Below are 25,118 nucleotides of genomic sequence, written 5' to 3'. Positions count from 1 at the left end.
GCGCTTCGCGCACCAGCGCGAGCAAGCTCGCTCGCCACGGGGCTCTCACCCGCTTCAAGCCTTTCTTAACTGAACAGCATTGCGCGCAGGGCGGGCTTCAGGGCACAAGCGGTGAGGGTCACTCAGTCGTGCTTGTACTTATTCTTGTGTTTGTGTTTGTGCTTGCCGTTATAGCTTTTGCCGCCGGAGTGATGATCGTCATCGTCCGCCAGGTTGTTGCCCACCGCGCCACCGGCGGCACCACCCAATCCAGCACCGATGGTGGAACCGGTCGAGCCGCCCAGCGAATTGCCGATCACCGAACCGCCTGCCGCACCGATTCCGCCACCGATCGCGGCTTCGTTCCGGTTGCCTTTGGGGGCGGCGATGGCACTGCCAGCGGCTCCGCCGACACCGGCACCAATGGCCGCTCCGGTGCTGCCGCCAATTTGCTGGCCAACAACGTTACCCAGCGCGCCGCCCAATCCGCCACCGACGGCAGCGTCGCCATCACCGGAGGCCATGGCACCTTGTGTGAACAGAATACCCAGGGCAAGGGTGGACAGGATTAATCGCATGCTGTGGACCTCATGAGTCATGTTTGATTTCAGACTTCCCTATCAGCTCGCTGAGTGTTCAAGCCGTGCTGTGTGCGCCGATTCGACGGTTGTCTAATCGGTTAGAGAGAGTGCTGTCGTCAAAAGTTCGACCGCGGCCCGGGAATATCCGTCATCCGGGCACTGCAAGCAGTGCCCGGGCTCATTGGGTGTCAGTTGTCGTAACCCAGGTTCGGTGCCAGCCAGCGTTCACTCACGCTCAATTCCTGGCCTTTACGGGCGGTGTAGCTCTGCACCTGGTCCTTGTCGATCTTGCCCACGGCAAAGTACTGCGCCTGCGGGTGGGCGAAGTACCAGCCGCTGACGGCGGCAGCCGGGAACATCGCGTAGTGCTCGGTGAGGAACACGCCGCTGCGGCCCGCCTTGAGTTCAGCGGCCTCGGGATCGAGCAACTTGAACAACGTGGCTTTCTCGGTGTGATCCGGGCAGGCCGGGTAGCCGGGGGCAGGGCGGATGCCGCTGTACTGCTCCTTGATCAAGGCTTCGTTGTCCAGCGCTTCGTCCTTGGCGTAACCCCAGTAGTCTTTACGTACCTGCTGGTGCAGCCACTCGGCGCAGGCTTCGGCCAGGCGGTCGGCCAGGGCCTTGACCATGATCGAGTTGTAGTCGTCGCCAGCGTCCTGGTAGGCCTTGGCCACTTCTTCGGCGCCGATGCCGGCGGTGGTGATGAAGCCGCCGACGTAATCGGTGATGCCGCTGTCTTTCGGGGCGACGAAGTCGGCCAGGGAGAAGTTCGGCTTGCCGTCGGTCTTGATGATCTGCTGGCGCAGGTGATGCAGGCGCGCCAGCGGCTTGCCGTCGTCGCCGTAGACTTCCAGGTCGTCGTCGTGCACCTGGTTGGCCGGCCAGAAGCCGAACACCGCACGGGCGCTGATCAGCTTCTCGTCGATCAGTTTGGCGAGCATCTCCTGGGCATCGGCGTACAGTGCGGTAGCGGCTTCACCCACCACTTCATCCTGCAGGATGCGCGGGAATTTGCCGGCCAGGTCCCAGGAAATGAAGAACGGTGTCCAGTCGATGTACTCGGCCAACACCTTCAGGTCGATGTTATCCAGCACCTTGGCGCCGGTGAAGGTCGGTTTCACCGGCTCGTAGCTGCTCCAGTCGAATTGCGGCTTCTTGGCAATCGCGGCCGGGTAGCTCAGGCGCTCGGTACGGGCGCTGCGGTTGGCGGTGCGCTCGCGGACTTCGACGTATTCCGCGCGGGTTTTCTCGACGAAGCCGGCCTTCAGCTCCTTGGACAGCAACTGCGTGGCAACGCCCACGGCGCGGGAGGCGTCGGTGACGTAGACCACGGCGTCGTTGCTGTACTTGGGCTCGATCTTCACCGCCGTGTGCGCCTTGGAGGTGGTCGCACCACCGATCATCAGCGGCAAGTGGAAGTCCTGGCGCTGCATTTCGCGCGCCACGTGGACCATCTCATCCAGCGACGGGGTGATCAGGCCGGACAGGCCGATGATGTCGCACTTCTGCTCCTTGGCCACTTGCAGGATTTTTTCCGCCGGCACCATCACGCCCAGGTCGACGATGTCGTAGCCGTTACAGCCCAGCACCACGCCGACGATGTTCTTGCCGATGTCATGCACGTCGCCTTTTACCGTGGCCATGAGGATCTTGCCCTTGGCTTCGGGCTTGTCGCCTTTTTCCAGTTCGATGAACGGGATCAGGTGGGCCACGGCCTGCTTCATGACACGGGCGGACTTCACCACCTGGGGCAGGAACATCTTACCGGCACCGAACAGGTCGCCGACGATGTTCATGCCGGACATCAGCGGGCCTTCGATGACTTCGATCGGCCGCGCGAACGACTGCCGGGATTCTTCGGTGTCTTCGACGATGTGGGTGGTGATGCCTTTGACCAGGGCGTGTTCCAGGCGCTTGTTGACGTCCCAGTTGCGCCACTCTTCGGTCTCGGCTTCCTTGACGCTGCCATCGCCCTTGTACTGGTCGGCAATGGCGAGGAGGGCGTCGGTGCCTGCCGGGGTGCGGTTGAGCACCACGTCTTCCACGGCGTCGCGCAGTTGCACCGGGATCTGGTCGTAGATCTCCAGCTGGCCGGCGTTGACGATACCCATGGTCAGGCCGGCGCGGATCGCGTGCAGCAGGAACACCGAGTGGATCGCTTCACGCACCGGGTTGTTGCCCCGGAACGAGAACGACACGTTGGACACGCCGCCCGAGGTCAGGGCATACGGCAGTTCGTCGCGGATGTAGGCACAGGCGTTGATGAAGTCCACGGCGTAGTTGTTGTGTTCTTCGATGCCGGTGGCCACGGCGAAGATGTTCGGGTCGAAGATGATGTCTTCCGGTGGGAAGTCCACGTCGTTGACCAGAATATCGTAGGAGCGTTTGCAGATTTCTTTCTTGCGCGCTTCGGTGTCGGCCTGGCCGGCTTCGTCGAAGGCCATCACCACCACGGCGGCGCCGTAGCGCTTGCACAACCTGGCGTGATGAATGAACTGCTCGACGCCTTCCTTCATGCTGATGGAGTTGACGATGCCCTTGCCCTGGATGCACTTCAGGCCGGCTTCGATCACTTCCCACTTGGAGGAGTCGATCATGATCGGTACGCGGGAGATGTCCGGCTCGCCGGCAATCAGATTGAGGAAGGTCACCATGGCCTTCTTCGAATCGAGCATGCCCTCGTCCATGTTGATGTCGATCACCTGGGCGCCGGCTTCAACCTGCTGCAGGGCGACTTCCAGGGCCTCGGTGTAGTTGTCTTCACGGATCAGCCGGGCGAACTTGGCGGAACCGGTGATGTTGGTCCGCTCGCCGACGTTGACGAATAGCGAGTTGCGGTCGATGGTGAACGGCTCCAGGCCCGACAGACGGCAGGCCTTGGGGATGTCCGGAATCTGCCGTGGCGCGTAGCCGGCGACGGCCTTGGCGATGGCTTCGATGTGCCCCGGGGTGGTGCCGCAGCAACCACCGACGATATTGAGGAAGCCGCTCTGGGCGAACTCTTCGATGACCTTGGCGGTTTCGGCCGGCAGTTCATCGTACTCGCCGAATTCGTTTGGCAGGCCGGCGTTGGGGTGTGCCGACACATAGGTGCTGGCCTTGTTCGACAGCTCTTCCAGGTACGGGCGCAACTCACGGGCACCGAGGGCGCAGTTCAGGCCGACGGAGATCGGCTTGGCGTGGGCGATGGAGTTCCAGAAGGCTTCGGTGGTCTGGCCGGACAGGGTGCGGCCGGACGCATCGGTGATGGTCCCGGAGATCATGATCGGCAGTTCGAAACCGACGTCCTCGAACACGCCCTGGACGGCGAAGATCGCGGCCTTGGCGTTCAGGGTGTCGAAAATGGTTTCGATCAGGATCAGGTCGGCGCCGCCTTCGATCAGGCCCTTGGTGGCCTCGGTGTAGTTTTCCACCAGTTCGTCGAAGGTCACGTTGCGGTAGCCGGGGTTGTTCACGTCCGGCGACAGCGAGCAGGTACGGCTGGTCGGGCCCAGGACGCCGGCCACGAAGCGCGGTTTATCCGGGGTTTCCAGGGTCTTGGCGTCGGCGACCTTGCGGGCCAGGCGCGCGCCTTCTACGTTCAGCTCATACGCCAGGCCCTGCATGCCGTAGTCGGCCTGGGATACCTGGGTGGCGTTGAAGGTGTTGGTTTCCAGTATATCGGCGCCGGCATCCAGGTATTGCTTCTCGATCGCTCCGATCACATCCGGGCGGCTCAGTACCAGCAAGTCGTTGTTGCCCTTGACGTCGCTTGGCCAGTCGGCGAAGCGCTTGCCACGGTAGTCCTGCTCCTCGAGCTTGAAGCTCTGGATCATGGTGCCCATGCCGCCATCGAGAATCAGGATGCGCTCTTTGAGGGCTTGCTTGAGGGCGTGAAGGCGAGCACTGCGATCGGACATAGGACTACCTGGTAAGGCCATTACGAAGGGTCGGAATCATAGCAAACCTGTGCGCTTTTAGAGCATGAGCAGAATTTGCATGAATATCGCTCATGTTGGTGCCTGGGCTAGACCGGTAGAATCGCGACGTTTTTTCATGATCGGGACCAGGGACATGTCGTATCGCGTATTCATCAGCCTCGTTGTGCTGTTTATCAGCACGGGCGCCACAGCACAGGGAGCGGTGACGGCGATCTCCTATACCCGCGACATCCAGCCGATCTTCACGGAAAAATGCGTGGCGTGCCATGCTTGCTACGACGCCGCCTGTCAGCTCAACCTCGGCAGCGGCGAAGGCGCGGCACGGGGGGCGAGCAAGACGCCGGTCTACGCCGGTGAGCGCAGCAAGGCGTCGGACCCGACCCGCCTGTACTATGACGCGTTCGGCAAGGCCGCCTGGCAGCGCAAGGACTTCTACTCGGTGCTCGACGCCCAGGGCAGCCAGGCCGGGCTGATGGCGCGCATGCTGGAACTGGGGCACCAGACCCCCTTGCAACCCAACGCCAAGCTGCCGGAAGACATCGTTCTGGGCCTGAACCGGGCCAACATGTGCTCGCAATCGGGCGAATTCGACGGCTATGCCAAGGAGCATCCGAAAGAGGGCATGCCCCTGGCCGTGACCGGCTTGACCAGTCAGCAGTACCAGACCCTGCAACGCTGGCTGGCCTCGGGTGCGCCCATCGATGAACAAGGGCTGGCGCCCAGCGCCCGGGAAGCCTTGCAGATCGTGCAATGGGAAAACCTGCTCAATGCCCCGGGGGCTCGCGAAAGCCTGGTGGCGCGCTGGTTGTTCGAGCACTTGTTTCTCGCGCACCTGTATTTCAAGGAGGGTGAGCAGGGGCATTTCTTCCAGTGGGTACGTTCGCGTACGCCGACCGGCCAGCCCATCGACCTGATCAACAGCCGCCGCCCCAACGACGATCCGGGCACCCAGGTGTATTACCGCCTGTGGCCGGTGCAAGGGGTGATCGTGCACAAGACCCACATCACCTACCCACTGAGCCCGGCGAAAATGGCCCGGATCAAGAGCCTGTTCTATAGCGGCAACTGGCAGGTCGACGCCTTGCCCGGTTACGGGCCGGAGCGCCGTGCCAATCCGTTCCAGACATTCCAGGCGATCCCGGCACAAGCGCGTTATCAGTTCATGCTCGATAACGCCGAGTACTTCGTGCGCACCTTTATTCGCGGGCCGGTGTGCCGCGGACAGATCGCAACCGATGTGATCCGCGATCAGTTCTGGGCCTTGTTCCAGGCCCCCGAGCATGATCTGTACATCGTCGACCCGAACTACCAGGCGCAAGCCACGCCATTGCTGGCCATGCCCGGTCAGAACGACGACGTGGGCAGCGTGCTGAGCCTGTGGCACGCCTACCGCGACAAGCGCAACGAGTACGAAGCCCTGCGCCGCGACAACTACGCCGATTCCCCTGCGCCCAGCTGGTCGAGCTTGTGGGCGGGCAATGACAACGCCTTGCTGAGCATCTTCCGCCATTTCGACAGCGCCTCGGTGACCAAGGGCCTGATCGGCGACGTGCCGCAAACGATGTGGTTGTTCGATTTCCCGCTGCTGGAACGCACCTATTACCAGTTGGCGGTGAATTTCGATGTGTTCGGCAATGTCTCCCATCAGGCGCAGACCCGACTGTATTTCGACCTGATCCGCAATGGCGCCGAGCAGAACTTCCTGCGCCTGATGCCGGCTGATTCGCGTGACGATTACCTGGACGATTGGTACCAGAACAGTGGCCAGTTGAAGTTGTGGCTGGATTACGAAAGCATCGACGACGACACGCCGACGGCCTTGAAGCTCGATGACAAAGACCCCAAGCGCGACTTTGCCAATCAATTGCTGGCCCGCTATGGCGACCTGAATGCCCGGCCTGACCCGATCAACCGCTGCAACGGTGCCTACTGCTCACGGCCCAACATCGACCCGGCCCTGCAGCGTGCCGAGCAGGCGTTGAGTCGCCTGACATCGCGCCCGGCAGCTGGCCTCAAGGTCATCGACCTGCTACCGGAGGCGACCATGCTGCGCATTGAAACCGCCAGCGGCAAACGCGAGGTCTACAGCCTGCTGCGTAACCGCGCCCACAGCAACGTCGCGTTCATGATCGGCGAAGCACTGCGCTATCAGCCGGGGCTGGACACGCTGACCCTCTATCCCGGGGTGCTCAGCAGCTACCCTAACTTCATGTTCAACATTCCGGCTGCGCAAGTACCGGAGTTCGTCGAAGACATGGAATACGCCAAGGATACCCAGCGCTTCGAGAGAATCGTCGAGCGCTGGGGGATTCGTCGCAGTCACCCGTTGTTCTGGGTGTATTTCCATGATTTGAGCCAGTACATCCATGAAACCGATCCGGTGGAAGAGGGCGTGCTGGACATGAACCGCTTCGAAAACCTCTGACCGGCCTTTGATCAGTGGAATCCAGAGGCGCTTGCTTTCGCAGGGAGGCAGCGCTTCTTTCCCGACAGAAATACTAGGACTTTGTCCGGCACGATGATTGGCGTAAACTGCGCCCAAGCCTGCGAGGAATTTCCATGACCGCCATTACCATTACCGACGCCGCCCACGATTATCTGGCTGATCTGCTCTCCAAGCAGAACACCCCGGGGATCGGCATTCGGGTCTTTATCACCCAGCCTGGCACCCAATACGCCGAAACCTGCATTGCGTACTGCAAGCCGGGCGAAGAAAAACCTGAAGACACCGCGCTGGGGCTCAAGAGCTTCACCGCGTACATCGATCACTTCAGCGAAGCCTTCCTGGACGACGCCGTGGTCGACTACGCCACGGACCGCATGGGCGGCCAACTGACCATCAAGGCGCCAAACGCCAAAGTACCGATGGTCAACGCCGACAGCCCGGTCAACGAGCGCATCAACTACTACCTGCAAACCGAGATCAACCCGGGGCTGGCCAGCCACGGCGGTCAGGTCAGCTTGATCGATGTCGTGGAAGACGGCATCGCCGTGCTGAAGTTCGGTGGCGGCTGCCAGGGCTGCGGCCAGGCCGACGTGACCTTGAAGGAAGGCATCGAGCGCACGCTGCTCGAGCGTATCCCGGAACTCAAGGGTGTACGCGACGTGACCGACCACACGCAGAAAGAAAACGCCTACTACTAAGGTGTTCGCTGCGGAATTAAAAAACGGCGCTGTGGCGAGGGAGCTTGCTCCCGCTCGATTGCGAAGCAGTCGCCTACCTGCCGATGCATTTTCCCGTGATGAATGCGTTGGCAGGTTTTGGGACCGCGTTGCGGTCCAGCGGGAGCAAGCTCCCTCGCCACAGGTGCTTCAAGGCCTATACAGGTGCGCATGCCCCGCCCGGTACAGCGATGACTCGCTGAAGTTGTCGGCAGCCAGCACCCGTCCCACCAGAATCAGCGCCGTACGCCGAAACCCCTTGGCTTTCACCTTGCCGGCGATATCCGTCAGCGTCCCTGTCACCCAATCCTGATCCGGCCAACTGGCCCGATGAACCACCGCGATCGGACAGTCCGCACCGTAGTGGGGAAGCAGTTCGGCGACGATTTTTTCCAGGTGGTTGACCCCCAGGTGTATCGCCATGGTCGCGCCATGCCGGGCCAGGCTGCTGAACTCTTCGCCCGCCGGCATGGCCGTCTTGTCGGCGTAGCGCGTCAGGATCACGCTCTGCGAGATGTCCGGCAGTGTCAGCTCGGCCCCCAGCAGTGCGGCGCAGGCTGCGGTGGCGGTGACGCCGGGGATGATCTCGAACGGAATCTGCAGCTCGCGCAGGCAGCGAATCTGCTCACCGATCGCCCCATACAGGCTCGGGTCGCCGGAATGCACGCGGGCCACATCCTGGTCTTGGGCGTGGGCGGACTTGATCAGCTCGATGATCTGTTCCAGATGCAACTCGGCACTGTTGACCACCAAGTGCGCCTGATGGCCTTGCAGTACGGCTTCGGGCACCAGTGAGCCGGCATAGATGATCACCGGGCAACTGCGGATCAGCCGCTGGCCCTTGACGGTGATCAGTTCCGGGTCGCCGGGACCTGCGCCAATGAAGTAGACGGTCATGGCCGGCTCCTGAGAAAAAGAGGTCAAGGCAGGCTTCAGATGAAGTTTGCTCATGATCGAAGGGGCGATTATCGGGGATTTTACGCAGCGCAGGCCAATGCAAAGGTCGCCTGGGCGTATTTCTGTCGGCAGATCAGCAGTCTGGCTGGGGCCTGGGCCAGTTGTTCGGCCAGGGCCAGCGCGGCACTTTCGGCCACGCCATAACAACCGGTGCGCTCAAAGGCGATTTCCGAGTGGTGGCTCAGTTGCGGCTGGTAACCGGCCAGCTGTTCGCTGCTGAAGTACATCATCGGCAATCCCAGCTGCGCGGCCAACTCGATCAGGCCCGGCTCATCTCGCTTCAGGTCGATGCTGGCCAGGGCCTTGATCGCCTGCAACTGGATGTGATGGGCCTCCAGTGCCTGGTCAAGCAATGCGCGCAGCGTACTCGCCGGGCAGCCGCGCTGGCAGCCCAGGCCAACCACCAGGGTCGGCGCTGCGCGGTTTTCACTCATGCGTCGTATCGACCTTCGCTTTTGCGGCGGAACAACCAGGCGCTGATCAGGCCTAGGGCCAGCCAGAAAACCATGTTGGTCAGCTGCGAAGCGATGTTGAACTGGGTTTCCAGGGCTTCGGGCGCCAGCATCGAATGCACCTCCGGCTGCGGGGCGCCAATGACGTGGGGCACGGCCAGAATCGCGGCGCCAAGGATTTTCAGCAGCCCGTTCTTGCCGAACACGAGCAGGGCGATCCCGGCTGCGGTCGAGGCGGCAGTGCCGATCCACCAGATCTGCCGTTGGGCCAGATCGGCCGCGGCAGTGCCCGGCAGTTCAGGCGGCAGGCCCAGGGTCGGTGCCAGGACGAAAGTGGCGTAGCCAGCCAGGCCCCAGAGCAGGCCCTGGGCGGTGCGGCGGGGCGCGCGCAAGGTGTAGAGGCCGGCCAGCATCAGGGCGAAGCCCACGGCCACTACTAGATTACCGCCGGTGGTTGACAGCACGCGCTGCCAGCCGTCTTCCGGGGCCCAGGCCTCGGCATCGTGAGTGTGAGCGGCCACGGCGCCTTCGGCGTGTTCATGCACTTCGGTAGCCGGAGCACTTTCGAAGGTTTCGGCCTGAAGAATCAGTGGCGCGACCCAGAAGCTTTGCAGCAGGGTGAGCAGCAGGGCGGCCAGCAGCCCGGAGAAGCCTGCGGTTTGCGCGATTCGCTTGATCATGTCGGCAGGTCTCAATGGCACGGGAAGGCGGCGCTGTGACGGGTATCGTGGGCCGCGTTGTGCACTGCTTCGATGTGCGAGAAACCGGCGAAGTACACCAGGCACGCGCCCAGGATCGAGGCGCTGACAGCAGCAACGAGGCGTTGGCTCAGGGTGGTTGTGGTGCTGGCGGTGGCGTGGCGAGTGCTGCTGATGATCGACATGGCGCTTCCCTCTGGTCAGTCAGGGGTGAATCGAGCGCATGCAAACCCCGCGAGCGGGGCACGCAGAGGCTACAACAGCGCCCGCCCACCGCGGGTTTGTTTTCTATGTGTTGCGGGCCGGTCTCCGGGCTCACGAGGGGTTGGCAATCGCCATACCGGCAAGCATCACCTTCCCATGCCGCTTTGGCACAGTGGATCTGATGCTTCGCTCGCTTACCGTTGCGGGGGCAGCACCGGACTGACATGGCTTGGAGTAAAGCACATGATTCACCGGTTTCCCGTTTCACCCTGTGAAGGGCACCCGTAACAAGGCGTGTAGGAGAGCATGGGCGAGGGATTCGCGTCAATTAGCATGGGTTCTCAAAGTACTCCTTCGCGGGCAAGCCCGCTCCCACACTCGACCGCGTTCCTCCGGTGGGAGCGGGCTTGCCCGCGAAGGCGTCCGAACAGCCACCACAAGACGTTGACCCGCCCCGATGCGATGCGTAGCCTTGCGCTTTCGAGGTTCTTCGGCGCATGCGTCGAAGCTAAGAAGGGAACGCGGTCAATGCCGCGGCTGCCCCCGCAACTGTGAACGGTGCTGTTTCTGCCAGGCCACTGCACGCTTGATCCCAAGCGGCGGGAAGGCGCAGAAGCCGCCAGTCGAAAGACCGGCCCACCGTCAGCCAGGAGACCTGCCTCGACACAGATTCTCACTACAACCGGGCGGGGTGATCCGGTGGCGAACTCTTCCCGCGCGCGTCTGCGTTGCCGGTTCTCGTCCCGTATGCCCGCCACCAAAGCCAAAGGGCATCCGATGAAAACACTGGCCAAACTCCCCGTCACCATCGTTACCGGTTTCCTCGGCTCGGGCAAAACCACCTTGCTGCGGCACATGCTCGATAACGCCCAGGGTCGGCGCATCGCGGTGATCGTCAACGAGTTTGGCGAACTGGGTATCGACGGTGAAATCCTCAAGCAGTGCGCCATCGGTTGTACCGAGGAAGAGGCCAGCGGTCGCGTGTATGAACTGGCCAACGGCTGCCTGTGCTGCACCGTCCAGGAGGAATTCTTCCCGGTGATGCGCGAGTTGGTGGCCCGTCGCGGCGACCTCGACCACATTCTCATCGAAACCTCGGGCCTGGCCCTGCCAAAACCGTTGGTCCAGGCTTTCCAGTGGCCGGAAATCCGCAGCGCCTGCACGGTGGACGCCGTGATCACCGTGGTCGACAGCCCGGCCGTGGCCGCCGGCACCTTCGCCGCCTTCCCGGATCAGGTCGACGCCCAGCGCAAACTGGACCCGAACCTGGACCACGAATCGCCGCTGCACGAGCTGTTCGCCGACCAACTGGCCAGCGCCGATCTGGTGATCCTCAACAAGGCCGACCTGATCAACCCCGCCGACCTGGCCCGCGTGCGCCTGGAAGTCGCCGAAGAGCTGCCGCCAGCGGTGAAAATCATCGAGGCCAGCAGCGGTCGCCTGCCGCTGGACGTGCTGATCGGACTGGGTGCCGGCTCCGAAGAGCACATCGACAGCCGCCACAGCCATCACGATCACCATCACGACGGTGATGACCACGATGACCACGACCACGATGCCTTCGACTCAATTTCCATCGAGCTGCCGCAAGCCGACGAAAGCCTGCTGCTGGATGCCTTGACCCAACTGGTGGTCCAGCACGGCATCCTGCGGGTCAAGGGTTTCGCGGCGATCCCGAACAAGCCGATGCGGCTGCTGATCCAGGGCGTGGGCAGCCGTTTCGACAAGCACTTCGACCGTCAGTGGGGTGCCGAGGAAGCGCGCACCACGCGCCTGGTGCTGATCGGTCAGGCGCTGGACGCGGCCTTGCTCGAAGCGCAACTGCGCGCCGCGCTCAGCGTTTAACCCATGCACCTGCTAAGGACCCAGCCTGGCGGTTTCGTCGCCGATGACAACATTGCCGACCTGGGCCAGACCCCGGCCGAACTGGTGATCCTGTGCAGCGGTGATTCCAGCCTGGCACTGCTGGCCGAAGCGGCGCAGCAACTGCCCGAGGACTACCCGAGCCTGCGCCTGGCCAACCCGATGCAGGTGCAGAATCATGCCTCGGTCGACCTGTATGTCGACCAGGTGCTGCGCCACGCCAAGGTGATTCTGCTCTCGTTGCACGGCGGCATCGCCTATTGGCGCTATGGCATTCAACGGTTGGTGGAGCTGTCGCAGCGGGGCGTGCAGCTGATTCTGGTGCCGGGCGACGACCGTCCCGACCCGGAACTCAGCGACCTGAGCAGTGTGCCAGTCGCCGACCGTGAGCGGCTTTGGCACTTCCTGCGCCAGGGCGGCAAAGACAACGCCCTGGACCTCTATCGTTGCCTGGCCAGTCGCTGGCTGGGCCGTGATTACCCGTGGGCCGAACCGCAGGTTCTGCCGCGCACCGCGCTTTACCATCCGCACAAGAGCAACGCCACCCTGGGCGATTGGCAAGCCGACTGGCAGGCCGGTCAGCCGGTGGCGGCGGTGCTGTTCTACCGTTCACATTTGCAGGCCGCCAACACCGCCTTCATCGACGTATTCTGCCAACGCTTGCAGGCGGCGGGGCTCAACCCGCTGCCGATCGCGCTGGCCAGCCTGAAAGAGCCCGGCTGCCTGACAGTGGTCGAAGACTGGCTGGACGAGGTGCAGGCCGCGGTGATCCTCAACACCACCGGGTTCGCCCAATCCAGTCCTGAAGCGCCGCACCTGCGGCCGTTCCGTCGCAACATCCCGGTGATCCAGGCTATCTGCGCCCAGGACAACGAGCCGGGCTGGCGGGACAGCGAGCAAGGCCTGGGCCCCCGGGACCTGGCCATGCACATCGCCTTGCCGGAACTCGACGGGCGGATCATCAGCCGGCCCATCAGTTTCAAGGACCTGGCCTGGCGCAGCGAACGCAGCCAGTCGGACGTGGTCTGCTACCGCGCGCAGCCCGAGCGCATGGATTTCGTCGCCGAACTGGCGCGGCGCTGGGTCGAGCTGGGACGGGTGGCCAATGAGCATAAACGCATTGCGCTGATCCTCGCCAACTACCCGACCCGCGATGGACGGATCGGCAACGGGGTAGGGCTGGACACCCCGGCGGCCGCGCTGAATATCTTGCGGGCGCTGCACGCCGAAGGCTACCCGCTGCCTGCCGACTTACCGCACAGCGGCACCGAGTTGATCCAGCAGTTGCTTGGCGGCGTCAGCAATGACCTGGAAACGATCGACCTGCGCCCCTGCCAGCAAAGCCTGGCGCTGGACGACTACCACGCGATGTTCAACGCCTTGCCCGAGGCCAATCGCAACGCCGTGCTGGAACGCTGGGGCCCGCCGCAAAGCGATCCGATGTTCCGCAGTGGGCGCATGATGGTGGCCGGCCTGCGCTTTGGCCTGACCTTTGTCGGCATTCAACCGGCGCGTGGTTATCAGGTTGACCCGAGCGCGGTCTATCACGACCCGGATCTGGTGCCCCCTCATGGCTACCTGGCGTTCTATTTCTGGTTGCGCAAGGCTTACGGCGCCCACGCCCTGATCCATGTGGGCAAGCACGGCAACCTGGAATGGCTGCCGGGCAAGGGGGTGGGGTTGTCCGAGAGCTGCTGGCCGGATGCATTGCTAGGGCCGTTGCCGAATATCTACCCGTTCATCGTCAACGACCCGGGTGAAGGTGCCCAGGCCAAGCGCCGTACCCAGGCGGTGATCATCGATCACTTGATGCCGCCCCTGACCCGTGCCGAAACCTACGGCCCGCTGCGCAATCTGGAGCTATTGGCCGACGAGTATTACGAAGCCCAACTGCTCGATCCGCGTCGTGCGCGGGAATTGCAACGGGACATCCTCAAGCTGGTGCGTGAAACCCATATCGACCGCGAACTGCAACTGGACGAGCGGCTCGACAGCGAGGCGGATGCCGCGATCTGGTTACCGCGCCTGGACACCTATTTGTGCGACCTGAAAGAGTCGCAGATTCGCGACGGCCTGCATGTGTTCGGCGAGTCGCCGGGCGGGCGTCTGCGGATCGACACTTTGTTGGCCTTGCTGCGCATTCCGCGCGGCGACGGGCGGGGTGCGCAGTCGAGTCTGTTGCGTGCCCTGGCCAAGGCCTTCGCCCTGGGTTTTGACCCACTCGATTGCGAGTTATCCGATCCGTGGACCGGTCCCCGGCCGGCTGCCTTGCTGAGCCTGAGTGACGAGGTGTGGCGCACGGCAGGCGATACGCGCGAACGCCTCGAGTGGTTCGCTGCGCAGTTGATCGAACAGGCCCTGGGGGCTGATGTGCCGTCGTTGGATCAACCCGGATGGACTGAGGTCGCTGCAATCATCGACAGCCTGCGCCAGGTGGTCGCGCCGCGTCTGGATGCCTGCGGCCCGGCGGAAATGCGCGGCTTGCTGGATGCCCTGGCGGGACGGTTTGTCCCGGCCGGCCCAAGCGGCGCTCCGAGTCGCGGGCGCCTGGACGTGCTGCCCACTGGCCGCAACTTTTACTCGGTGGACGTGCGCAACCTGCCGACCACCACCGCCTGGCGCATCGGTTTTCAGTCCGCCAGCCTGATTCTCGAGCGGCACCTGCAGGACCACGGCGATCATTTGCGCCAGTTGGGGTTGTCGGTCTGGGGCACGGCGACCATGCGCACCGGGGGCGATGATATCGCCCAGGCGATGGCGCTGATGGGCGTACGCCCGGTGTGGGCTACGGGCAGCCAGCGGGTCGACGATTTCGAAATACTGCCCCTGAGCCTGCTGGACCGGCCACGGGTGGACGTGACCTTGCGCGTGTCCGGGTTCTTCCGTGATGCCTTTGCCAACCTGATCCGGCTGTTCGACGCCGCCGTACAAGCCGTGGCGGCGCTGGATGAGCCGGACGACATGAATCCGCTGGCAGCCAAGGTCCGCGCCGAGCGTGAAACCTTGATGGCATCGGGGCTGGCGGCAGCCGATGCTGCGCGGCAGGCCGGTTGGCGCATCTTCGGCGCCAAGCCTGGGGCCTATGGCGCAGGCGTGCAGGGCGCCATCGACGGGCGCTTGTGGCAAAGCCGCGATGATCTGGCCGAGGTCTACCTGAACTGGGGTGGCTACGCCTATGGCGGCGCCGATGAAGGCACGGCCGCCCGCCAGCAGTTTGCCCAGCGTTTGAGCCAGGTCCAGGCGGTGTTGCAGAACCAGGACAACCGCGAGCACGACCTGCTCGATTCCAACGACTACTACCAGTTCCAGGGCGGCATGCTCGCTGCCGTGGAAAGCCTGAGCGGTGCAGCGGCGGCGAGTTATCACGGCGATCACAGCCAGCCGGACCTGCCGAAGATCCGCACACTCAAAGAAGAACTGAACCGGGTCATCCGTTCCCGTGCCGCCAACCCGAAATGGATCGAAGGGGTCAAGCGCCACGGTTACAAAGGTGCGTTTGAACTGGCGGCCACGGTGGACAATCTGTTCGCCTTCGACGCCACCACACAGCTGATCGACGACCATCAGTATGCCTTGCTGGCCGACGCCTATTTGCTCGATCCCTCGACCCGCGAGTTCGTCCGCCAGCATAATCCCCACGCCCTGCGCGACATGACCGAGCGCCTGCTGGAAGCCCAGCAACGCGGGATGTGGCAGGAACCGGGCGAGTACCGCGAAGCGCTGGAGAATCTGCTGCTGGATATCGAGGAAGACGGCTAGCGAAAAAGCCCAAGCCGGTACACACCTGTGGCGAGGGAGCTTGCTCCCGCTGGGTTGCACAGCAACCCCAAAAACCTGAGAACACACCGCACATTCAGGTTTTACGACGGCGGACCGACCGACGGGAGCAAGCTCCCTTGCCACCGTGACATTACCGACAATGAAGAGAAAACCCGACATGACCGACATCCCTCATTTCCCGCTGTCCGCCGTGGTCGGCGCCGAAGCCCTGAAACTGGCGCTGTGCCTGACCGCCATCGACCCGAAGATCGGCGGTGTGCTGATCGAAGGGCCGCGAGGCATGGCCAAGTCCACCCTGGCGCGTGGCTTGGCGGATCTACTGGCCAGCGGGCAGTTCATCACCTTGCCGTTGGGCGCGACCGAGGAGCGCCTGGTCGGCACCCTGGACCTGGACGCGGCGTTGGGCGAGGGCCGGGCACAGTTTTCCCCCGGCGTATTGGCCAAGGCCGACGGCGGCGTGTTGTACGTCGACGAAGTGAATTTGCTGCCCGACCACCTGGTGGACTTGTTGCTCGACGTGGCGGCCAGCGGCACCAACCTGATCGAGCGTGACGGCATTTCCCATCGGCATTCGGCGCGCTTCGTGCTGATCGGCACCATGAACCCGGAAGAAGGCGAATTGCGTCCGCAATTGCTCGATCGATTCGGCCTGAACGTTGCCCTCAGCGGTCACACCGCGCCCCTTGAACGCGGACAGATCATCCGCCGCCGACTGGATTTCGACAGCGATCCCCAGGGCTTTTGCGCTCAGTGGGAAAGCCCGCAGCAGACACTGCGTGAACGCTGCCAGCAGGCGCGTATGGCGCTGGCAACGATCCCGCTCGACGACCAGGCGCTGGCGCAGATCACCGAGCGTTGTTTTGCCGCCGGGGTCGATGGCTTGCGCGCGGACCTGGTGTGGCTGCGCGCGGCGCGGGCCCATGCTGCGTGGCGGGGGGCGGCGGCCATCAGCGAGGTCGACATCGACGCGGTCGCCGAGTTTGCCCTGCGTCATCGCCGTCGCGATACGCCGCCGTCTGCCCCGAGCCAGAATCATTCGCCAGACACCGCTAGCGCGCCATCGCCCAATCCCGGTGAGGGTCAGGGGCAGTGGGGTGAAATGCCCGCCCAGGCACTGCCCATCGGTGCTCGTCGTGAAGTGCCGAGCTGGCCAAAAAAGCCTTAGGCATTCGCCCTCGATCTGACGCGGGGGCGAATGCCAGACCCCGGGCAGGGCGATTGAAAAACGGCCGGCAGGGGCAGCGTCGGGCGGCAGGCAGTGGTGCGGTGAACTGGCCGGGGACGCTGCTCAACGGTCGGCCGCGTCACTACCAGGATCTGCTGTTTCATCTGCGCAGCCGTGCCCCCCACGAGGTGTGGTTGGTGATCGTCGATGCCTCGGCCTCCACTCGCCGCCATCAGGCGCTGAGCGATGCCAAAGGCCTGTTGGCGCAGTTGTTCGACGACGCTTACCGGCAGCGCGCGCGGTTGGCCTTGTTGACGGCCAGTGGTAGCGCGCCCAAGTGGCAGGTACAAGGCCTGAAGGCCTCAGGCAGTTTGCGCGACTGGCTGCAGACGCTGGGTGCTGGCGGCGGCACACCGTTGCTGGCCGCGCTGGAACAGGCCGCGCAGTGGTTGGCGCAACGTCAGAAGCGCTTCGGGGCCGAGCAGCAGCGGCTATTGCTGTTGACCGACGGACGCCTCAGGCATTGGCCGGCGCTGCCCGTGTTCGATTGCCCGAGCCTGCTGGTCGACATCGAACGTGGCCCCATTCGGCTCGGGCGCGCCAAGGCCCTGGCCTGTGACCTGAATGCCGAGTATCGACACATCGATCAGCCTGGCTAGGCCCCCGGGGTGTCGGTGATGACCGGAGGCGTGACGCAGGTTCAACTCTGGTCGATGCAGCCATCGCCAAAGGCCTGGTAGCGCAATGTGCGCAACACACCTTGATGATCCAGATAGGTCAATTCTCGCGGGCCGATGCCGCAATAGTTGTAGTCGGACGTCGAGATGACTTCGGCGATATCAAGGCGGGTCGAGAAACTGTAGTCCTCCATGATCGGCGGGGTGCCGCTGGCGACGGTGTTGGCGGCAGCCGCGGTGCTCAGGGAGACCAGGGCCAGGGCAAGCAAGGCAGTTTTCATGATGGGGTGCTCGTGGTGGCGACTGAATGATTTCAGTGACCGTACGACGAACCCCGGGGCGGTTTATTCCTCGTGTACGCTCAGAAAACCTCCGCTCATTGATGAACGGCCCAGCGCTCTTTTAGTCGATCAACCGCCCAGCGCCGGTCTCGTTCTCGCTCGCGACAAACAGTCGCAACTTTCGCGCGTGCCATTGATGCACCGACAGAACGATTGCGCTGGGATTTTCCCGTTGGGCTGTGGCACACTCCTGTCGCCCATTCCGTTATTGCATATTAGGTTCCGTTATAGCGGAATTTATTTCGAGTGAGGTCGCCGCCTACGCGTGGCAAGAGCGCCATGCAACGCCCGATTTGATTCTTTTCGAGCAGGAGATACCCATGAGTATTACTCGTTACGGCACCGGCAGCACTGCCGGTGGTGGTCAGCCCCGTCCTTTCGCCCGTGCCGTTGAAGCCGATGGCTGGCTGCATGTGTCCGGCCAGGTGCCGGCGGTGAATGGCGAAATCATTGTCGGTGGCATCGTCGAGCAGACCCACCAGACGATGCGTAATCTGATCGCCATCCTCGAAGAAGCCGGTTACGGTCTTGAAGACGTGGTGCGCACGGGCGTGTGGCTAGAAGATCCACGGGACTTCTGGAGTTTCAACAAGGTGTTCTCCGAGTACTTCAGCCCCGAGCACGCCCCGGCCCGCGCCTGCGTGCAAGCGAGCATGATGGTCGACTGCAAGGTCGAGATCGACTGCATCGCCTACAAGAAAAAGGCCTGAAGGCGGGAACTCACTGACATGACCGAAGACACCATCAAGCGCCGGGCTCGCGGCCTGGACCGGGCGTTCGATATCCTCGATTTCCTCAAGGAAATCGGCCAGCCACTGCGTCCCAACGATATCGCCAGTGGCATCGGCAGCCCGAAATCCACGGTCTACGAGCTGGTTGCCTCTCTGCTGGAGCGACGGATTCTCGAGCCGGTGGGCAAGGACGGTCATGTCTACCTGGGTCGTCAGCTGTACTTTCTCGGGCAGGCGCACTTGCGCCATTTTGACCTCACCCGCGAGGCCGACCAGGCCTTGCAGGAGATCGTCCGCCAGACCCGGGAGACCGCGCAGATGTGCCTGCTCAACGGGCGCAAATACACCGTGGCATTGATGAAAGAGGGCGAGCGGCACTTTCGTATCTCTTCGGACATCGGCGAGAACGCGCCGATCCCCTGGACGGCATCCGGGCGCCTGTTGCTGGCGCATTTGAGCGACCAGCAAATCGTCGACCTGATCGACGAGGACGACTTCATCCTGCCTGATGGCGAACGCCTGCCGCTGGAGCGTTTTCTCGCCGAGATCCGTCAGGCCGGCGCCGAGGGTTTCTTCTCTTTCGACAGCGTCGCCGACACCTTTACCCATTGCTTCGCCGCACCGGTCAAAGATCCGTACGGGGTGGCCATCGCGACCCTGTGCATCGTCGCCCCACGGGTCGACGCCAAGAACAATTACCACGACTATCGCCGGGTGCTGATCGACAGCGCGAACAACCTGGCCCGTCGTATCAACGAATAGCGGCGCCGTGCGCGGCTGCCTGTGAGGAGTGAGAACATGCCTGGTACCTTGAATATCGCAGTCGTGGAAAAGGGCGCCGCCCAGCCCGGTACTCATCTGGTGCGTGACGTCAGCCTGCCGGCGCTGGTGCTGCACCGCGATGCGCTGGAACACAACATTCGCTGGATGCAGGCGTTCGTCAGCAACAGCGGTGCGCAACTGGCGCCCCATGGCAAGACCAGCATGACCCCGGCGCTGTTCCGCCGTCAGCTGGACGCGGGCGCCTGGGGGATCACCCTGGCCACGGCCGTGCAGACCCAGGCAGCTTATGCCCATGGCGTGCGCCGGGTGTTGATGGCCAACCAGTTGGTGGGCGCGCCGAATATGGCGTTGATCGCCGGGTTGCTGGCCGACCCCGCGTTCGAGTTCCATTGCATGGTCGACCACCCGGACAACGTGGCTGACCTCGGGGCCTTCTTTGCAGCAAGCGGTCGGCGCTTGAACGTGATGATCGAGTACGGCGTGGTCGGTGGTCGTTGCGGTTGCCGCAGCGAAGCCGAGGTGCTGGCGCTGGCCGAGGCCATCAAGGCTCATCCGGGCCTGGCCCTGACCGGTATCGAAGGGTACGAAGGGGTGATCCACGGTGATCATGCGGTCAGTGGCATCCGTGAGTTCGCCGCTTCCCTGGTGCGCCTGGCGGTACAGTTGCAGGACAGTGGCGCGTTCGCCATCGACACGCCGATCATCACCGCGTCGGGTTCGGCCTGGTACGACCTGATCGCCGAGTCCTTCGAAGCGCAGAATGCCGGTGGACGCTTCCTCAGCGTACTGCGCCCCGGCAGTTATGTGGCCCACGACCATGGCATTTATAAAGAGGCGCAGTGCTGCGTGCTGGACCGTCGCAGTGACTTGCACGAGGGTCTGCGTCCGGCGCTGGAAGTCTGGGCCCACGTGCAATCGTTGCCGGAGCCGGGCTTTGCGGTGATTGCCCTGGGCAAGCGCGATGTGGCCTATGACGCCGGCCTGCCGGTGCCATTGCTGCGGTATCGGGCGGGCGTGGTGCCGGCGGTGGGCGATGATGTCGGTGCCTGCAAGGTCACGGCGGTGATGGACCAGCACGCGTTCATGAACGTTGCGCCGGGCGTCGAGTTGCGGGTGGGCGACATCATTTCCTTCGGTACATCACACCCGTGCCTGACCTTCGACAAGTGGCGCACCGGGTTGCTGGTGGATGAGCAGCTGAATGTCATCGAAAGCATGGAAACCTGCTTCTAAGGCGCCGGATCGAGGCAAGGCTTTCGCGGGCGGCGCTCTGCCTGCCCGCGATGAGACCCTGTCAGATACCCGCTCATCACCGGAGAATTCATCCCCATGAACACCCCGAACCCATTGGGTCCGAAGGCCTCGCGCATCGCCCTGATCGGCGAATGCATGATCGAGTTGCAGCAGCGTGCCGACGGCAGTCTGCAACAAAGCTTTGGCGGCGACACCTTGAACACCGCGGTGTACCTGTCGCGCGCGTTGGGTGATCGAGCCACGGTGGACTACGTCACCGCGCTGGGCGATGACAGTTTCAGCGATGCCATGTGCCAGGCCTGGTCGGAAGAAGGCATCGGCCTTGGCATGGTCCAGCGGCTACCGGGGCGCTTGCCCGGCTTGTACTGCATCCAGACCGATGCAGCGGGCGAGCGGCGCTTTCTCTACTGGCGCAACGAAGCCGCCGTGCGCGACTGTTTTACCACGCCGGCGGCAGCGCCGATTCTGGCGGCATTGCCGGAGTACGACGTGTTGTATTTCAGTGGCATCACCTTGGCGGTGTTGGGCGAGGAGGGGCGCAAAAGGCTCATCGAGACCCTGGTCGAGGCACGTGAGCGGGGAGCACGCATTGTCTTCGACAACAATTACCGGCCACGCTTGTGGAGCACCGTGGAGCAGGCCCGGACGGCGTACCGTCAGGTACTGCCCTACGTGGATCTGGCGCTGTTGACACTGGACGACGAGCAGGCGCTGTTTCATTTCTCCGGCAGTGAAGCGGTGTTTGCCGCCTACCAACAGATCGGTACGCCGGAAGTGGTGCTCAAGCGCGGCGCCGAGCCGTGTCTGATTGATTGTGCCGGTGAGCGGTTCGAAGTACCGGCACAGCGTGTCCAGCGGGTGGTGGATACCACCGCCGCCGGGGATTCGTTCAGCGCCGCGTACCTGGCCCGTCGGCTCAGTGGTGGCACTGCGGTGCAGGCGGCAGAGGCCGGACACCAGTTGGCGAGCCGGGTGATTCAGGCGCCGGGAGCGCTGATCCCCAGGGACTGAGCAGGGTCAATGCGGGGAAGTGGCGCGGTCAGTCGCGGTAAAACACCTGCACCAGGTGGTAGCCGAACTTGCTCTTGATCGGCCCGTGCACCACCCGCAGCGGCTTCTTGAAAATCACCGCGTCGATCACCCCGACCATTTGCCCGGGCCGCACTTCGCCCAGATCGCCGCCGCGCTTGCCGGACGGGCAGGTGGAATACTTCTTGGCCAGCACATCAAAGGCCTCGCCCTTGGCGATGCGTTGTTTGAGCTGTTCGGCCTCTTCCGAGGTTTTCACCAGGATATGGCGGGCTTGAGCTTTCATGGGGCAAGTACCTTGGAGCGGTGGTGTCGGCGGGGCGCGATTATGCCTGATATCCGTGTGGATGGCGGAGCATGTGGCGAATCTTGCCCGCCAACTGTTCGATGGAAAAGGGTTTGGCCAGCAGGTCCATACCTTCATCGAGAAAGCCCTGGCGTTCGCCGGCTTTTTCCGCGTAGCCGGTCATGAACAGCACTTTGAGGCCAGGGCGATACTGGCGAGCGATTTCCGCCAGTTGTCGACCGTTCATGCCAGGCAGGCCGACATCGGTCACCAGCAGGTCGATGCGCAGGTTCGACTCCAGCAGCGGCAAGGCGGTCTTGCCGTCCTGGGCTTCGTGGGTGGTGTAGCCCAGTTCATTCAGTACATTGAGCACCAGCATGCGCACGGCCGGGTCGTCTTCGACCAGCACCACCGATTCCCCCTCCGCGGCGAAGGTGCCGCCCAGGTTCTGGGCCTCGGCTGCGGCCTGTTGGGGCGCGTTGTGCAGACGGGGCAAATACAGGCGCACGGTGGTGCCCTGGCCCTGCTCGCTGCTGAGGGTCACGTGGCCACCCGATTGCTGGGCAAACCCATAAATCATCGACAGCCCCAGCCCGGTGCCCTGGCCAATGGGCTTGGTGGTGAAGAAAGGGTCGAAGGCCTTGGCCAGCACCCGCGAGGACATGCCCGACCCATTGTCCCGCACCCCCAGCATCACATAGTCTCCGGCCTTGACCGGTTCGAGGGTGCTGATATCGCTGCCGTCCAGGTAACTGTTGGCGGTTTCGATCAGCAATTTTCCGCCCCCCGGCATGGCGTCACGGGCGTTGATCACCAGGTTGAGCAGGGCGTTTTCCAGTTGCCCGACATCGGTGTTGACGGGCCAGACCTCGGGGGCCAGGTCGAAGGTCAGTTCGATGTGTTCGCCCTTGGTCCGGTGGATCAGCTCTTCGAGCGAATGCACCAGGGTGTTGGGGTTCAGTGGCTGGCGGTCCAGCGATTGCCGGCGGGAGAACGCCAGCAACCGGTGGGTCAGGGCCGCCGCGCGATTGGCCGATGAGACGGCGGCATCGGCAAACCGCCCGATCTCGTCGATGCGGCCGTCGGCGATGTAGCGCTGCATCAGGTCGAGGCTGCCGATGATCCCGGTGAGCATGTTGTTGAAGTCGTGGGCGATACCGCCCGTGAGCTGGCCGACGGCTTCCATTTTCTGGGCATGGCGCAACGCGTCTTCGGCCCGCTCGCGCTCGAACATTTCGCTTTGCAGGCGCTGGTTGAGTTCGGCCAGGGCCTTGGTGCGCTTGTCGACCCGTTCCTCGAGGGTTTCATTGAGGTTGCGCAGGGCCTCCTCGGTCTGTCTGCGCTCGGTTTCGTCGATCACGAAAATGTAGAAACCGTTGACCGCGCCGTCGGGACCGAAGCGCGGCAGGTATTTCATCAGCGAGTAACGGGGGCGGCCGTCGCGGTGCGGTGAGTAGGCCTCGAAACTGCAGGCTTTGCCGGCCAGCGCGGCGTCGATGTGCTCGACCCGGGTGGCATAGATATCGTCGCCGAGGATCTCGAGGATGGTCTTGCCGTACAGCTCCTGCGGGGTCATGCCATACCAGTCCAGGTACGCACTGTTGTTCAGGCGAAAGCGCTGTTCATGGTCGACGTAGCCGATCAGCACCGGCATGGCATTGATGATCAATTGCAGCTCGGTCTGGCTTTGGCGCAGCGCCTGTTCGGTGCGCTTGCGCTCTGTCAGGTCCAGTGCGGCGCCAAGAAAGCGCAGCGGGCGGCCATGGTGATCCTTGTAGCAACGCCCCCGGGCAAACACCCAGCGCACCTCGCCATCGGCCTGCAACAGCCGGTATTCCTCGGCGTACTCGGTGCCGTGGGTGATGCAGTGCTTGATGCTGCGGGTGATCATGGCCCGGTCTTCGGGGTGCACGCCGTGCAGGTATTCGGTAATGGGCAACTGGCCGGCCTGGGTCGGGTCGACACCATGCAGTTGGGCAAAGTGGGCGTCGGCAATGAAACGGTCGTCGCCAATGTCCCAGTCCCAGGTACCCACCGCATCGGTGGCGGCCAGGGCCAGTTGCAGGCGCTGCTCGGTGTCCTGCTGGGCCTTGAGGCTGGCTTCCGAGCGCTGCTTGAGCTCCAGGGCGATGCGTCGCCGCTCGTTGGTTTCGATGGCGGTGACGAGGATCCCGGCGACCTGCCCGCGCTCGTCGCGAATCGGGCTGTAGGTCAGGTCCAGCCAGAAGTCTGCCTCATGGTCATCGCGTTGCAGGCTGAAGCGCTGCTCGCTGTAGGCACGTACCTGGCCCTGTAGCACGGCACTGTAGATGGGCGTCGTGAAATCCTCGAGTTCGGGCCACGTCAGGTGTGTGGGTTGTCCGAAGGCTTGCGGATGCTTGTTGCCAGCCAGCAGGGCGAATCCGTCGTTGTAGATCTGTGACAGCTCAGGTCCCCAGAGCAACAGCATGGGCATGGGCGAGTGAATCACGATGTCCACCGCGGTGCGCAGGCTCTGCGGCCAATGGCTGGCAGCCCCTAGCGGGCTTTGCGACCAGTCGAGTCGGGCAATCAGGGCCTGGGCGTCGCCGGTAGGGGGTCGGTTCATCAAGGGCTCCTGCGTCGAGTCGGTTATTGCATGGTGAAGAAGTAGACGCCGGAACGGCTGAAAAGTCCCATGGGTGGGAGGATTTCGTTGCAGGCGCCGCAGAAGCGCCTGAGTCAGGGCTGGAAAACACAGGCCCCGTGGCGAGCGAGCTTGCTCGCGCTGGGCTGCGTCGCAGCCCCCAAAAGGTCGCCGAGGTCTTTCTGAAAGACTGCAATCGCCCTGTCAGGGGCCGCTTCGCGGCCCAGCGGGAGCAAGCTCCCTCGCCACGGAAGCGGCGTTCAGTCAAGGAAAGTGGCGTCGTACACAGACCCCGTGGCGAGCGAGCTTGCTCGCGCTGGGCTGCGTCGCAGCCCCCAAAAGGTCGCCGAGGTCTTTCTGAAAGACTGCAATCGCCCTGTCAGGGGCCGCTTCGCGGCCCAGCGGGAGCAAGCTCCCTCGCCACGGAGGCGGCGTTCAGTCAAGGAAAGTGGCGTCGTACACAGACCCCGTGGCGAGCGAGCTTGCTCGCGCTGGGCTGCGTCGCAGCCCCCAAAAGGTCACTGAGGTCATTCTGAAAGACTGCAATCGCCCTGTCAGGGGCCGCTTTGCGGCCCAGCGGGAGCAAGCTCCCTCGCCACGGAGGCGGCGTTCAGTCAAGGAAAGTGGCGTCGTACACAGACCCCGTGGCGA

The 25,118-nt window shown here is 63.4% G+C and carries 19 protein-coding genes and 2 riboswitches; of the genes, 10 read left to right on the top strand and 9 right to left on the bottom strand.

All coding sequences use genetic code 11. The annotated features are described in order from the left end of the window. Window positions 1-122: 122 nt before the first annotated feature. The gene (locus tag AC3WQN_RS20465; protein ID WP_103401243.1) at window positions 123-557 is read right to left on the bottom strand and encodes a glycine zipper domain-containing protein; all 435 of its coding nucleotides are present in this window, start codon (window positions 555-557) and stop codon (window positions 123-125) included. Window positions 558-748: 191 nt separating this feature from the next. After that, window positions 749-4,459 carry a methionine synthase gene (gene metH / locus AC3WQN_RS20460; RefSeq protein WP_103401242.1) on the bottom strand — a complete coding sequence of 1,237 codons (3,711 nt, stop codon included), beginning with the start codon at window positions 4,457-4,459 and terminating at the stop codon, window positions 749-751. 154 nt (window positions 4,460-4,613) lie between these two features. Between metH and AC3WQN_RS20455 the strand changes: the two genes are divergently transcribed. Next, a complete protein-coding gene (locus AC3WQN_RS20455; RefSeq protein WP_103401241.1) occupies window positions 4,614-6,905 on the top strand; it encodes a fatty acid cis/trans isomerase in 2,292 nt (763 codons plus the stop codon). A 134-nt stretch (window positions 6,906-7,039) separates the two neighbouring features. Continuing rightward, window positions 7,040-7,624, top strand: a complete 585-nt coding sequence (gene nfuA / locus AC3WQN_RS20450; protein WP_007941757.1) for a Fe-S biogenesis protein NfuA — start codon at window positions 7,040-7,042, stop codon at window positions 7,622-7,624. A gap of 168 nt (window positions 7,625-7,792) precedes the next feature. Here the strand turns inward: nfuA and cobM are convergent, their stop codons facing one another. From cobM to AC3WQN_RS20430, 4 genes are all read right to left on the bottom strand, one after another. Continuing rightward, entirely contained in the window at window positions 7,793-8,539 is a 747-nt protein-coding gene (gene cobM / locus AC3WQN_RS20445; RefSeq protein ID WP_103401240.1) for a precorrin-4 C(11)-methyltransferase, read from the bottom strand. Window positions 8,540-8,619: 80 nt separating this feature from the next. Further along, on the bottom strand, window positions 8,620-9,033 hold the full coding sequence (locus AC3WQN_RS20440; protein WP_103401239.1) for a cobalamin biosynthesis protein: 414 nt from the start codon (window positions 9,031-9,033) through the stop codon (window positions 8,620-8,622). Continuing rightward, window positions 9,030-9,731, bottom strand: coding sequence for a CbtA family protein (locus tag AC3WQN_RS20435; protein ID WP_103401238.1), 702 nt, complete (start codon window positions 9,729-9,731; stop codon window positions 9,030-9,032). Before AC3WQN_RS20435 ends, AC3WQN_RS20440 begins: the two co-directional genes overlap by 4 nt. 11 nt (window positions 9,732-9,742) lie before the next feature. Continuing rightward, on the bottom strand, window positions 9,743-9,934 hold the full coding sequence (locus AC3WQN_RS20430) for a CbtB domain-containing protein (RefSeq protein WP_095148316.1): 192 nt from the start codon (window positions 9,932-9,934) through the stop codon (window positions 9,743-9,745). Window positions 9,935-10,032: 98 nt separating this feature from the next. Next, window positions 10,033-10,254: riboswitch (cobalamin riboswitch) on the bottom strand. Between the two features lie 165 nt (window positions 10,255-10,419). Next, a riboswitch (cobalamin riboswitch) is annotated at window positions 10,420-10,630 on the top strand. A 100-nt stretch (window positions 10,631-10,730) separates the two neighbouring features. On the opposite strand from AC3WQN_RS20430, the gene cobW reads away from it, so the two are divergent. The 4 genes from cobW (at window position 10,731) to AC3WQN_RS20410 (ending at window position 17,420) form a co-directional block, all read left to right on the top strand. After that, a complete protein-coding gene (gene cobW / locus AC3WQN_RS20425) occupies window positions 10,731-11,798 on the top strand; it encodes a cobalamin biosynthesis protein CobW (protein WP_103401256.1) in 1,068 nt (355 codons plus the stop codon). Between the two features lie 3 nt (window positions 11,799-11,801). Continuing rightward, window positions 11,802-15,575, top strand: a complete 3,774-nt coding sequence (cobN, locus tag AC3WQN_RS20420; RefSeq protein ID WP_103401237.1) for a cobaltochelatase subunit CobN — start codon at window positions 11,802-11,804, stop codon at window positions 15,573-15,575. A gap of 178 nt (window positions 15,576-15,753) precedes the next feature. After that, window positions 15,754-16,761: a magnesium chelatase ATPase subunit I gene (locus tag AC3WQN_RS20415; protein WP_103401236.1), complete on the top strand. Its 1,008-nt coding sequence runs from the start codon at window positions 15,754-15,756 to the stop codon at window positions 16,759-16,761. Window positions 16,762-16,814: 53 nt separating this feature from the next. Beyond that, on the top strand, window positions 16,815-17,420 hold the full coding sequence (locus tag AC3WQN_RS20410; RefSeq protein ID WP_371918523.1) for a vWA domain-containing protein: 606 nt from the start codon (window positions 16,815-16,817) through the stop codon (window positions 17,418-17,420). A 41-nt stretch (window positions 17,421-17,461) separates the two neighbouring features. Here the strand turns inward: AC3WQN_RS20410 and AC3WQN_RS20405 are convergent, their stop codons facing one another. Further along, window positions 17,462-17,719, bottom strand: a complete 258-nt coding sequence (locus AC3WQN_RS20405; RefSeq protein ID WP_095143306.1) for a DUF2790 domain-containing protein — start codon at window positions 17,717-17,719, stop codon at window positions 17,462-17,464. A gap of 380 nt (window positions 17,720-18,099) precedes the next feature. Here AC3WQN_RS20405 and AC3WQN_RS20400 point away from each other — a divergent pair, with 380 nt between their 5' ends. The 4 genes from AC3WQN_RS20400 to kdgK all read left to right on the top strand — a co-directional run bounded on the left by AC3WQN_RS20400 (window position 18,100) and on the right by kdgK (window position 21,558). Continuing rightward, entirely contained in the window at window positions 18,100-18,489 is a 390-nt protein-coding gene (locus tag AC3WQN_RS20400) for a RidA family protein (RefSeq protein ID WP_103401234.1), read from the top strand. 18 nt (window positions 18,490-18,507) lie between these two features. Continuing rightward, window positions 18,508-19,272, top strand: a complete 765-nt coding sequence (locus AC3WQN_RS20395) for an IclR family transcriptional regulator (RefSeq protein WP_103401233.1) — start codon at window positions 18,508-18,510, stop codon at window positions 19,270-19,272. A gap of 36 nt (window positions 19,273-19,308) precedes the next feature. After that, window positions 19,309-20,526, top strand: a complete 1,218-nt coding sequence (locus tag AC3WQN_RS20390; RefSeq protein WP_103401232.1) for an amino acid deaminase — start codon at window positions 19,309-19,311, stop codon at window positions 20,524-20,526. A gap of 96 nt (window positions 20,527-20,622) precedes the next feature. Further along, a complete protein-coding gene (gene kdgK, locus AC3WQN_RS20385; RefSeq protein ID WP_103401231.1) occupies window positions 20,623-21,558 on the top strand; it encodes a 2-dehydro-3-deoxygluconokinase in 936 nt (311 codons plus the stop codon). Between the two features lie 28 nt (window positions 21,559-21,586). On the opposite strand, the gene AC3WQN_RS20380 is transcribed toward kdgK, so the two are convergent. Both AC3WQN_RS20380 and AC3WQN_RS20375 read right to left on the bottom strand, forming a co-directional pair. Continuing rightward, window positions 21,587-21,862: a peptidylprolyl isomerase gene (locus AC3WQN_RS20380; protein ID WP_007898282.1), complete on the bottom strand. Its 276-nt coding sequence runs from the start codon at window positions 21,860-21,862 to the stop codon at window positions 21,587-21,589. 40 nt (window positions 21,863-21,902) lie between these two features. Continuing rightward, window positions 21,903-24,449, bottom strand: coding sequence for a PAS domain-containing sensor histidine kinase (locus AC3WQN_RS20375; RefSeq protein ID WP_103401230.1), 2,547 nt, complete (start codon window positions 24,447-24,449; stop codon window positions 21,903-21,905). Window positions 24,450-25,118: the final 669 nt, after the last annotated feature.

The organism is Pseudomonas sp. FW300-N1A1 (genome assembly GCF_058789115.1).
Note: the sequence above shows the minus strand (reverse complement) of the source record. Positions and strands in the feature narration are given on the sequence as shown.